This window comes from uncultured Brachyspira sp., assembly GCF_944393015.1.
Classification (GTDB): Bacteria; Spirochaetota; Brachyspiria; order Brachyspirales; family Brachyspiraceae; genus Brachyspira.
Genome location: NZ_CALXYQ010000004.1, coordinates 33,938 through 46,210 on the forward strand (window position 1 = coordinate 33,938; position 12,273 = coordinate 46,210).

The 12,273-nt window shown below is 26.1% G+C and carries 8 protein-coding genes; 5 read left to right on the forward strand and 3 right to left on the reverse strand.

Annotated elements, in window-relative coordinates; translation table 11 throughout:
- Positions 1–46 precede the first annotated feature (46 nt).
- Positions 47–3,154 carry a PD-(D/E)XK nuclease family protein gene (locus tag Q0K19_RS02585; protein ID WP_297245068.1) on the reverse strand — a complete coding sequence of 1,036 codons (3,108 nt, stop codon included), beginning with the start codon at positions 3,152–3,154 and terminating at the stop codon, positions 47–49.
- A 645-nt stretch (positions 3,155–3,799) separates the two neighbouring features.
- Between Q0K19_RS02585 and Q0K19_RS02590 the strand changes: the two genes are divergently transcribed.
- Complete coding sequence (locus Q0K19_RS02590) at positions 3,800–5,173, forward strand: MATE family efflux transporter (protein ID WP_297245069.1); 1,374 nt, start codon at positions 3,800–3,802, stop codon at positions 5,171–5,173.
- A gap of 467 nt (positions 5,174–5,640) precedes the next feature.
- Here the strand turns inward: Q0K19_RS02590 and hisF are convergent, their stop codons facing one another.
- Entirely contained in the window at positions 5,641–6,396 is a 756-nt protein-coding gene (gene hisF / locus Q0K19_RS02595) for an imidazole glycerol phosphate synthase subunit HisF (RefSeq protein ID WP_297245070.1), read from the reverse strand.
- A gap of 248 nt (positions 6,397–6,644) precedes the next feature.
- Here hisF and Q0K19_RS02600 point away from each other — a divergent pair, with 248 nt between their 5' ends.
- From Q0K19_RS02600 to Q0K19_RS02610, 3 genes are all read left to right on the forward strand, one after another.
- Positions 6,645–7,541: a fumarylacetoacetate hydrolase family protein gene (locus tag Q0K19_RS02600; protein WP_297245071.1), complete on the forward strand. Its 897-nt coding sequence runs from the start codon at positions 6,645–6,647 to the stop codon at positions 7,539–7,541.
- Positions 7,542–8,366: 825 nt separating this feature from the next.
- Positions 8,367–8,867, forward strand: coding sequence for a hypothetical protein (locus tag Q0K19_RS02605; RefSeq protein ID WP_297245072.1), 501 nt, complete (start codon positions 8,367–8,369; stop codon positions 8,865–8,867).
- Complete coding sequence (locus Q0K19_RS02610; protein ID WP_297245073.1) at positions 8,860–9,402, forward strand: ComF family protein; 543 nt, start codon at positions 8,860–8,862, stop codon at positions 9,400–9,402. The genes Q0K19_RS02605 and Q0K19_RS02610 overlap by 8 nt, the downstream gene beginning before the upstream one ends.
- A gap of 9 nt (positions 9,403–9,411) precedes the next feature.
- Here the strand turns inward: Q0K19_RS02610 and Q0K19_RS02615 are convergent, their stop codons facing one another.
- Positions 9,412–10,146 (reverse strand): NYN domain-containing protein, encoded by a 735-nt coding sequence (locus tag Q0K19_RS02615; protein ID WP_297245074.1) that lies wholly within the window; start codon positions 10,144–10,146, stop codon positions 9,412–9,414.
- Between the two features lie 262 nt (positions 10,147–10,408).
- On the opposite strand from Q0K19_RS02615, the gene aspS reads away from it, so the two are divergent.
- Positions 10,409–12,169: an aspartate--tRNA ligase gene (aspS, locus tag Q0K19_RS02620; protein ID WP_297245075.1), complete on the forward strand. Its 1,761-nt coding sequence runs from the start codon at positions 10,409–10,411 to the stop codon at positions 12,167–12,169.
- Positions 12,170–12,273: the final 104 nt, after the last annotated feature.

Sequence of the window (12,273 nt, forward strand, 5' to 3'; positions counted from 1 at the left end):
AGGAGCCGTTATTTACAGCTCCTTTTTTTATTATTATTTTATCTTATCAATTTTCATCATCATCTTTTCTATATACTTTCTCACAATAAGGAGCATTATAGCAATTTGAACAATTTGTAATATTAGATATATAAACTAATTCTCCAGCTAAAATTTTATCAAATACTTCATTGAAATAATCATTCAAATTATATTCGCTGTCAATAAATCCGCATATAGATAAAAGTATATCTCTATCATTATACATCTGATTTATTTGCTGAGATTCATTGATAACTTCTTTTTCTTTATATACTGTAAACACTACTTCGCAATGCTTTATTTTTTCTTCTATATTTTTTTTGATGTATTCACTAAGTATGTATTTTAAATATAAAATAGGCTGTAAATATATTCTGATTGTTTCTCTTATAATATCTTTTTGAGTTTCGCCTTTAGGCTTTTCTAATTTATAGCTTGACTTATAATCAACAATTCTTACACCATTTATATTTTTATATTCTTTATCAGAATAACTTAAATCAATTCTATCAACTATACCTCTTATTTTTATAGATAAATCTTTGTTTTTATATATTATAAAATCTTTTTCATCGCCTATTTTTTCTTCAAAATATCTGGGTATATAAAAAGCTCCTTCATCTTCTTCTTTTAGCTTATTGTTTATGATTTCTTTTTTTATGAAAGATGACATAACATTTAATGCTTCTTCTCTTATAACATTTAAATCAAATTTGTATTCTAATAAATACTTCTCCTCCAAATCCCTTGATGAATAAGACTCAATTAATTTATTTATATGATTATCTATAACCTGATTTGCTATATTGCAGTAATTATTAAATTCGCTTTCTATCAAATGGCAGCCTTCATCTGAATATTGATTTCTAACTTCCTCATAGAAATTCTGAAAGAATCTATGATATGCACTTCCCCTATCCATATAATTTATGCCTTGTATTTTCGACTCAACAGATTCTTTAGAGTATAATCTTGAATAGAAGAATTTAGCCGGACATTCCATTATAGCCTGCAAAGTTGTAACGGATACTTTCTCTTTTAAAATATTCAAAAAGAAATTTTTTATATCTTCATTATTATTAAAGTCATGATGTATATTTTTATTTTGCTTATGATAAACAAGATCTATGATATTTTCTGCATTATCAATCTTATAAGCTATATCATTATATAAAAATAAACTCATAAGATTTTCTTTATCGGTATGAATATTATCTTCTCTTTGTATATATTCTTTTCTGTATATGAGTCCGTTTTTTTCTAAACTTTCAAATTTAAAATCTTCATTGTATAATTCTCTATAAAGATTTTCTAAATAATAAAATGGTATCTCCAAATTTCCTTTTTCATCTTTAAATCTAAACGAAAAATAAATATTACTATCCTCATAACATGAAGACAATATATTCAAAAATAAAGCATAATGAATATCTGATAAATAGCTTTGAGTATTGAAAACTATTTTTTTATTTTCTTTATTTATTGCATCTCTCAATTTGGCACTTATAAAAAATGCATTAGGTCTTCTATTTATAAAATCATTATTCATTCCTAATATAAATATATGTTTTAATTTTAAACCTCTGGCATCATATAAATTACTTACCGTAAGAGTTATGTCTCTATTTTCATCTTCGCCTATGGATTTATCTCTTAAAATTGTATTTAAAGCCGCATGAAAATCAAAATGACTTATATCCTGATTATCAATATTTTCAAGTTTTTCTGTATATGCTATTTCTAATATAAGATTAATGAATAAAGCTAATGCCTCATTATCTCTATAGAAATATTCATTTTGATTATCATTAATATTATCTGTATCTTCTGTATTATCTATGTTTCCTATATTTAAGAATTTCAAAATATTTATATATGCAAGCCCTATTTCTTTATAGCTTTTCTTTGATACTAAATTATTTAATAAATCCAAAAATTCCGCTATAGATTTTGAAGCCTCATTATATTCAAACTTCTTAGAAATTTTATTTTCAAAATCTTTGAAAGACATTTTTGAAAATATTTCTATAGAGTTAAAATCTTCATAAGAATAAATCAAATCTCTTATATTATAAGGATTAACACCATCCAGCTTTATATATGCAGAAGATAATATTTTTATTAAAGTATCTACATCTATTTCACCATTATATTTATCTAATATTAAAAATATTGAAGTGAGTACAGGTATTATAGGAACTTTCCATATAAAGTTGGCTCTTCTTTCATTGAATTTTATTTGGCATTCTTTTAATCTGCTTGAAACAATATCGCTGTATAATTGAATATCTGAAAATATTATTCCTATATCATAAGGATTAACTCCGCTTTCTATAAGTTTAATTATTTCATCAATAACAGTATCGGCTTCCTGTTTAGCACCGAATCCGGATATAAACTTTATTTTATCTTTATATTTATTTATATCCTTATTTTCTCCAATCAAAGCCTTAGCAAAATTTGAAGTTTCATTTATTTCAAAATTATCAATGCCTTGATAGAATGATTTATAATTATTAAAATGTTTTTCCATATCATAAGGCATTACAACTTTTATATTTTTATTATAATGCTTTTTTAAAGATTCAAGAAATATCAAATGCAAAGGAGGGATCTTTTCAAAATTATAAATTGTTATCGATTCATAAGTATTTAAAAATTCTAATTCCTTATTTTCTATGGATTTTATAAAAAGCTCAAAAATATCAAATTCATCTAATAAATTATTTTCATTATTATGCTTTTTATATAGATTTATTATTTCATTTATATCCTTAAGATTACTATACTTTTCTAATTTAAATCCGTAAAACTTAGCTAATGTTATTTCCTCTATGAGTTTATATAAAGTATATGCCAATTCATAAGTTGTATTTTGTTTTGATATTAATGCTTCTTTATTTTTTTCTTTATACTGAAATAATATATTATGAATATTGATTATTGCTATTGATTCATCTATATCCTGAACATTATTATCTATTTTGTAATTTTCAAAAAACATTTCTTTACTGCTTTTATAGTATTGATGCAGTGTTTGATAATTAGTTATATCCAAAGTATATTTTTTGAAATTAGTTTTCAGATAATTATTTTTTGCTTTATAATTGGGAAATAAAAATAATTCTTGCATATATGATATCTCTTTTTTTATTTAATTATACTAGAATGAATATATTTTGTCAAAATGAGTTTTTGAATTTATTAATTTTTGAATAGTCATAACCGCACGGTGAACAGATTTTTATTTATCATTTAAACTATTATTTCAAATTATCATCTATTTAAAATTTTATTTTATCGTGCGTTTGTATATGCAATAAATTTAAATAACGCTTGGGTGGGTGCTGACAAATTCTAATTAAGTAACAAGAAAATAAAAATTTTAATGGCAGATTTAAATAATAAGCCTAGAGGGCGGGCAAATGTAATAAAATTTATAAAACAAAAGGCTCGAATCTAATTAAAGACTCAAGCCTTATATATTAATTACTTTAAAGAGATACAAATATTTAAAAGTTATGCCATCATTAATTGACCGTTATTTTTTATGCATATTTCTAAAGAGTTAGAGTTAAAATTTTATTTACATATCACACCATTTATTCCTCAAGGCATTAATATAAAATTTGTACTTTATTTTCTTTTTCTACGCTATTAGAAAATATAGCACCCGCCCAAGATTTCATTACATTTATAGCTAAATTCTCACTTGATTAATGCTTGATAATAAGAATCAAATATAATATAATACTCTCTACTTTTTTGGGAAAACATTATGAATCAGAACGATAAAAAAATAGATATATTTGAAAATTACCCTGTATATAAAGCATTAATAACATTGGCACTTCCAACTATATTAGGAATGCTTGTTAACGTATTCTATAATATGGTAGATACTTTTTTTGTAGGACAGACTAATGATCCTAATCAGGTAGCTGCTGTTTCTTTGACTATGCCTATTTATTTGGTTCTTATGTCATTCGGATCTATATACGGAATAGGCGGAGCTTCTTACATCTCTAGAAGTTTAGGTGCTAGAAATTATGATAAGGCAAAAAAGGTTTCTTCTTTTGCTTTTTTTGCTAGTGTTATTACAGGCTTTGTATGTATGATAGTTTTTTTATTATTCTTAAATAATATACTAAAATTATCCGGAGCAAGCCAAAATACATATAATTTTGCTAAAGACTATTTACTTATAGTGGCATTTGGAGCTGTATTTGTAGTTTGTCAAATGTCATTGGGGCAGATTGTACGTTCGGAAGGCTCTTCAAAAGAAGCTATGATAGGTATGATGCTTGGCACTATAATCAATATCATATTAGACCCTATAATGATACTATATATGAATATGGGTGTTGCTGGTGCTGCCCTTGCAACTATAATAGGAAATGCCTCTTCAACATTATATTATATTTGGCATATAGCTAAAAAAAGCAGTTTCCTTTCTATAAAATTCAAAGATTTTTCATTAACAAAAGATATAATAAATAATGTCTTTTCAATAGGCTTTCCTGTGTTTATGAATAATGTTCTTATAAGCATAGCAAATATTTTAATAAATAACTTTGCCTCAAGATATAATGATAATGTTGTGGCAGGGCTTGGAGTTTCGCAAAGAATATTTATGCTTGTTCTTTTGGTATTCATAGGATTAGGACAAGGGGTACAGCCTTTTATAGGATATAATTTCGCATCCAAAAATTATAAAAGAATGAATGCTTCAATAAAACTTTCATGCTTATTCAGCTTTGTGTCAGGAATAATATTTTTAATTTTTGCTTTTATATTCTCAAAAGAGCTTATAGCAATATTTATAAAGAATGATGAAGTTATAGAATACGGTTCTAAATTTTTAATAGCAGCATATTCTGTAGCTCCTATTATAGGATTTCAATTTGTATTCATATCAACATTCCAGGCATTAGGAAAAGCTTTGCCTTCTTTGATATTATCTGTATGCAGACAAGGAATAGCATTCGTGCCTGCAATATATTTCGGTACAAAATTTTTTGGAATTAATGGGATAATATGGTCACAGCCTATAGCGGACGTTGTTTCTATACTATTATCTGGTGGAATGTACCTATATATTTATATAACAACAAAAAAGAAAAATATGTTAGAAAATGAGATTAATTCATAATTGATTTTACCGCACGCAGAATAAATTTAAAATATAAATAGATTATGAATCATAATTTAAACAACATACAAAGATGCATTCAGCGTGCGTTAAATAAATTTTTAAATATAATCAACACTAGGGCGGGTGTTATAATTACAAATTAAAACTATAAATCTAAAAAAATTATAATTACAAATTAATACATATAATAATAAAGGGCGGGCAAATGTAATTAAGTTTTAAAACTTATTTTCACTCCCCACCCTCTAGGCTTATAGTTTTTGTACGCAATACAAACTTTTTAATTCTTTATTATTCTCATTAGAATTTTTAGCACCCCACCCAAGTGTTTTTTAAATTTATGGCTTTATGCACCGCACGCAGTACGATTCTTTTCATATATGTTTATTTTGAATTATAATTTAAATAATAAATAAAAATCCATTCACCGTGCGTTAATAAAAATTAAAATATATATAAAAAATTTAAATCCTTACTTTGACATTATTTTTTTGAAGATACTCTTTTAATTCTTTTATATCTATTTCTTTAAAGTGGAATATTGAAGCAGCAAGACCAGCATCAACACCTTTAACCTGAAATACATCTTTGAAATGCTCCATATTTCCAGCTCCGCCTGAAGCAATTAAAGGTATAGAAACATTATTAGCTATTTCTTTAAGTAATTCTATATCAAAACCATTTTTTACTCCGTCTGTATCAATACTATTTATTACAAGCTCCCCTGCCCCATTCTTCTCGCCTTTTACAGCCCATTCAATTGCATCGATTCCGGTGTCCTCTCTTCCGCCTTTAGAAAATACAGAATATCTTCCATTAACTCTTTTTATATCTATAGAAAGTACTACGCATTGATTGCCGTATTTTTCAGCTGCCTCTCTTATCAAATCAGGATTCTTTATAGCTCCTGAATTTACGCTCACCTTATCAGCTCCAGATTTTAAAACCATATCAAAATCTTTTATAGTGTTTATTCCGCCGCCGACTGTAAGAGGTATAAATATTTCATTTGCCACTTTCTCAAGCACATTTACAAATAATTTTCTACCCTCATAAGAAGCCGTAATATCATAAAATACAAGCTCATCAGCTAAAGAATTATTATAATATTTAGCAAGCTCTACAGGATCATCAACATCTTTTAAACCTTCAAAGTTAGTACCTTTTACAACTCTGCCGTCTCTTACATCTAAACATGGAATTATTCTCTTTGTTATCATATAAAAACACCCTATTAAATTTATAAAAATTATACAGTAAAAATTTTATTTCGTAAAGCACAAAGAATATTATATAGCTTAAATAAATTATTTATTTACTCTATATTGAAAAACATTTATAAATTTACTATAATTGTATGAAACACTATTGATTAAAAAACTTTAAAAATTATCTTAATTTTTTATTAGAAAATACTGTAATATAGAAGTTTAATATATCAATAAAAATATTTTTTCGGAGTTATATAATGAAATTCGTATCTTTTGTTGAATGGAATAATACTGAGTCTGTGGGTATATTAAGCAAGGACGGAAATAAAGTTATTGCTATTAGTGAAATAATATCTGATTTCAAATGCAATAATAACCCTATGATACAATTAATAAATATGATAAATGAAAACAATGATATTCTAAATAAATTAAAATATGCTGAAGAAAATTTTGAAAGAGCATACTCTATAGAAAATGTTAAAATATTATCTCCTATAAGAAAGCCTATTCATGATATTATATGTGTAGGTGTTAATTACAGCGATCATTTAGGGGAAATAAAAAAAGATATGAAAGATTTTAAAGAAGTTAAAGCACCTGTATACTTTTCTAAAAGAGCTATAGAAATAATTGGTTTTGGGGACAAGATAAAATCGAGATTCGACTTAGATGAATGCCTTGACTATGAGGTTGAATTAGCTGTTATCATAGGAAAAACTGCAAAAGATATAAAGCCTGAAGAAGTTAATGATTATATATTCGGCTACAGCATATTTAATGATATATCATCAAGAGACATACAAAAAAAACATTCACAGTGGTATAAAGGAAAAAGTTTGGATTCATACTCTGCTATGGGACCATGCATCGTTCATAAAGACGATTTTAAATTGCCTTTGAAGCTCGATATAAAAAGCATTTTAAATGATGAAGTAAGACAATCTTCAAATACCAAATATATGATTCATGATATAAATTATTTAGTATCTGATATATCAAAAGGTATGACTTTAGAAGCAGGAGACATAATAGCTACAGGAACTACGGGTGGTGTAGGAATGTCTTTTAATCCTCCTAAGTACATGAAAAGCGGAGATAAAATAATTTGCTCTATAGAAAATATAGGCGAGCTTATAAATTTTGTTGAATAATTTTTTATTGACATGTATTAAACGCACGGTAAGCAGACTCAATATTATAATTTAAATTATAATCATTAATCAGCATATATTTTAAATTTTACTTAACGTGCGGTATATGCATTACAAATTAAAAAAACACTTGGGTGGTCAGCTAATAAATTTTAATTTAGTAATAAAAAAATTAAGAGTTTATACCTAAACAACTATATTTTGTCAAAAATAAATTTATATTTTTGTTTTTATATCTAGGGCTTTGCTGCGAAGCACACAGTCGTGCCATACCCAACTTCTTTTGGACGACGTCCGCCTCACGAAGACCGCCTACGGCAAGAAGCAGGCACAAAGGTTATATTTGAACTTAAATGTAATAAATTATTTTACGTGTAAGATAATTTTAGTATGATTTAGTACTAATTTTATACTTGCATTTTTTGCAACTTTTTGCGGCGGGAAAAAGTTGAATAAAAAAATGACAAACTTAAAAATTTTTAGTATATATGCATATAAAAACTGTAAGCCTTAAGGGTGGGCAAATATAATTAACTTTTAAAACTTTAATTACATACCCCCGCCCTTTATTACTTTTAGATTAGTTTTGAAATTTCTGCTTAATTATTTTTATATACTAACACTGAAATGTTAATACCCGCCCAAGTTTTTATTAGATTTTTAGCATTATTCAACGCACGCCTAATAACTTTTAATTTATTATTTAAATTATAAATTAAAATATTTTTATATTTTATAATCTAATTACCGTGCGTAAATTTTGACAAATATAAATATTTAAGTATAATACATACTAAATGAAAATAATTTAATCAGGATATTTTTATGAGAACTATATCTTTAAGAAAAATAAATGTTAATATTTTTATACTGTTTCTGCTAAGCATCATAAGTTTAGCTTCACCTATTATAACACATTACTTCGGATTTAAAGGTACTGAATTTCTTCCTTTATTTTTTGCATTGTCTTTGGGAGCTTATATATTAAATCCTCTATTTTTAATAATGCTTAGTTTTATATCACCTCTTTTGAATTATTTTCTTACAAATATGCCAATGCCTCCTACATTATATTTTTTAATATTTGAAGGAGTTGTGTTTGCAAGTGTAATAAGCATAATGAAAAATAAAAATATATCTTTTATATTCACTTCATTATTTGCACTTATACTAGGAAGATTATCATCTGTAATTCTCACATTTATTTTCGATATCAATATTAATACTTGGTTAAACGGATTTATTTTGGGATATAAAGGAATAATAGTAAATTGGATTTTTGCAAGCGTAATGTACTTAATACTAAAAGATAAAATAAATGAATAGTATTTTTACTGCTTATAAAAAATTCAATGTAGACAATATACCTATAACAGCATTAGGTGATTTGGATAAAGAACTTGGAGATGAATTAAGAGCATTCAAAAAAAATAATATTGATTTTCCTATAAAGATAACAGAACAAATAAAAAATTATTATTCTGATTATATAAAAACAAATAATAAGAAATTTGACATTATACTTTATGTGCCTTCAAATAAAAATAATGGTGTAATGGATTTTTTTGCTGATTATATATCTAAAGAATTTAATATAGAAAAATGCGAATTTATAAAAATAAAAAAAGATATAAAAGAACAGAAATTTTTGGAAACTCTAAAAGAAAGAAATGAAAATATTAAAGATGCTTTTGAAATACTAAATTATGATAAACTCAAAAATAAAAATATACTTTTAATAGATGATGTTTATGCCTCAGGTGAAACTATAAAAGAGATTATAAAAATATTTAAAGGATTTGAATTCAATTATAATTTAGAAATATTAATTTTCTGTTATAGGAATCATTTTTTTTATTAAAAATATTTTTTATGATTTTATCTTTTCTATTATTCTTTTAGTTGTTCTTTCATTAATAAGACCATCTATATGCTCTTCTAAAGAAACATCTATATGATTACCCATTGGATTTAATATAAAATCTATTCCTTCCCTTCTAGCTATTTTTGAAGCTGGTACAAAATCACTATCTCCAGATATTAATACTATTTTATCCACCAATTTTTTATATGATAGTGATGATATATCAACAGCAATTTTCATATCTATTCCTGTCTGTTTCAAATTTAAAATAAAATCATCTTCACTTATATCATTATAGTCTAATTTAAAATTTTCTTTTTTATTTCTAATATCTTTTATTATAGACTCTATTTTTGATGGTTTCATAGTCCAACTGTATTGTTTTTTTAATTCACCTAATCTTAAAGCTACCTTCCTATTTTTTCTAAGTTCATTAAATAATTCATTTCTAAATATATATTCATCTGTTTTTGAAAAGTCTATTGATTTATTAGTCTTTGGATTATGTTCTTTTTCTTTATATGGAAAGCAATCATAGTAAAATATTCTGTACAAATAATAATTCATATCCTTTTTTCCTTTGTTCATACTTGCTAATGATATTGAATATAAATCCTTTACTATATCTTGAACATTATTTTTAGAAAAATTGAAATTACTATCGATATTCCTTTTATAAAATTTATATCTTTTTAGGAAAAAAGAACCGTCTATTAGAATAGCTGCTTTTATATAATACATAAAAAATAAAAAAAGATTCGGGGTTGGCACACCCAATATGTTTGGGGGCTTTTACACCAGAATCTAATAATGAATCAATTATATCAAAAAAAATATATATTGTCAATAAATTACTATAAAAATTGATACATATTTTGTTAGATTGTTGATTTTTATACCTATTTATAATATAATTATTATGTTTATTCAAAAAAGAAATATAACTTATTTTTTATAATAAATTTTAAACAATAAAATAATCAACTAAAAAAGAGGAATTAACATGCGTTTTAAAAGTGCCTATAATGGTATATTAACAAAAGATGATATCGGTAAAGAAGTTAAGCTAGCCGGCTGGGTTTTAAGAAGAAGAGATCATGGCGGAGTAATATTCGTAGATTTAAGGGACAGAACAGGATTCGTACAAATAGTATTCAATCCTGAAATAAGCAAAGAAGCACATAATGAAGCTCAAGATTTAAGAAGCGAATATGTTATCAGTATAGAAGGTAAAATCAGAGCTAGAAGTCCTGAGATGATTAACCCTAAAATTCCTACTGGTGAAATTGAAGTTATGGTTGAAAAAATGGAGCTTCTTAATACTTCTGAAACTCCTCCTTTCCTACTTGAAGATGATATTGATACTGGTGAAGATATAAGATTAAAATACAGATACTTAGATTTAAGAAGACCTACTGTATTCAATAATTTATATAAAAGATTCCAAATTACTAATGCTTTTAGAAAACATTTAGCAGACAATGGATTTATAGATGTAGAAACTCCTATATTAAATAAAAGTACTCCTGAAGGTGCTAGAGACTTCCTTGTTCCTTCAAGATTAAATGCTGGAGATTTCTATGCATTGCCTCAGTCTCCTCAAATATTCAAGCAAATACTTATGATAGGCGGTTTTGAAAGATACTATCAAATAGCTAAATGTTTCCGCGATGAAGATTTGAGAGCAGACAGACAGCCTGAATTTACTCAGGTTGATATTGAAACTTCTTTCCTTAATACTGATGAGTTTTTATCTATTATGGAAAATATTACTGCTAATATAGTTAAAGATGTTTATGGTATTGACTTACCTACCCCATTCCCTAGATTAAATTATTATGATGCTATGGAAATGTATGGAAGCGACAAACCAGACACTAGATTTGAATTAAAACTTATCAATGTTGAAGATGCTGTTAGAGGCTGTGATTTTGCAGTATTCAAAAATGCTTTAGACAACAAATTTATAATAAGATGTTTGAATGCTAAAGGCGGAGAGAAATTAAGCAGAAAAGATATTGATGACTTCACTAAATATGTTGGTATATTTGGAGCTAAAGGACTTGCTTGGATGAGAGTTACTGAAAAAGGACTTGAATCTAATATAGTTAAATTCTTCTCTGAAGAAAATCAAAAGAAAATATTAGAAGTTACTAAAGCAGAAAAAGGCGACCTATTATTCTTCGTTGCTGATACTCCAAAAGTTACATTTGATGCTTTGGGTAATTTAAGATTAAAAGTTGCTGAGAAATTGAACTTAATAGATAAAGATAAATTGAATTTCTTATGGGTAGTAGAGTTCCCATTATTTGAATATGATCATAAAGAGAAGAGAATATCAGCTACTCACCACCCATTCACTGCCCCAGTACCCGAAGATGTTGCTATACTTGAAAGCGAACCTTTAAAAGTAAGAAGCGATACTTATGACTTGGTATTAAATGGTAATGAAATAGGCGGTGGCGGTCAGCGTATTTATGACAGCAAAGTACAGGCTATAATATTCAAACTTTTAGGCATAGACGAAGAGAAAGCAAAATTGAGATTCGGATTCTTGCTTGATGCTTTGAAATATGGTGCTCCTCCTATGTGCGGTATGGCTTATGGTATAGACAGAGTTGTTATGCTTTTACAAAAACAAGACAGCATTAGAGAAGTTATAGCATTCCCTAAAACTCAAAAAGGACAATGTTTGATGAGCGGATGTCCTTCTACTGTTGATGCTGATCAATTAGAAGAGCTTCATTTAAGTATAGAAGAATAAGAATATAATAATAATTTTTAATAAAAAAGTCCCATTATATTTACATAGTGGGGCTTTTTATTTTTTAAAAATTTATTTCCACTCCCCACCTATGTCTTTTTTGC

Coding starts and splice junctions, on each gene's coding strand:
- Q0K19_RS02585 (WP_297245068.1), bottom strand. CDS start 3,154: ATGCAAGAATTATTTTTATTTCCCAATTATAAAGCAAAAAATAATTAT.
- Q0K19_RS02590 (WP_297245069.1), top strand. CDS start 3,800: ATGAATCAGAACGATAAAAAAATAGATATATTTGAAAATTACCCTGTA.
- hisF (WP_297245070.1), bottom strand. CDS start 6,396: ATGATAACAAAGAGAATAATTCCATGTTTAGATGTAAGAGACGGCAGA.
- Q0K19_RS02600 (WP_297245071.1), top strand. CDS start 6,645: ATGAAATTCGTATCTTTTGTTGAATGGAATAATACTGAGTCTGTGGGT.
- Q0K19_RS02605 (WP_297245072.1), top strand. CDS start 8,367: ATGAGAACTATATCTTTAAGAAAAATAAATGTTAATATTTTTATACTG.
- Q0K19_RS02610 (WP_297245073.1), top strand. CDS start 8,860: ATGAATAGTATTTTTACTGCTTATAAAAAATTCAATGTAGACAATATA.
- Q0K19_RS02615 (WP_297245074.1), bottom strand. CDS start 10,146: ATGTATTATATAAAAGCAGCTATTCTAATAGACGGTTCTTTTTTCCTA.
- aspS (WP_297245075.1), top strand. CDS start 10,409: ATGCGTTTTAAAAGTGCCTATAATGGTATATTAACAAAAGATGATATC.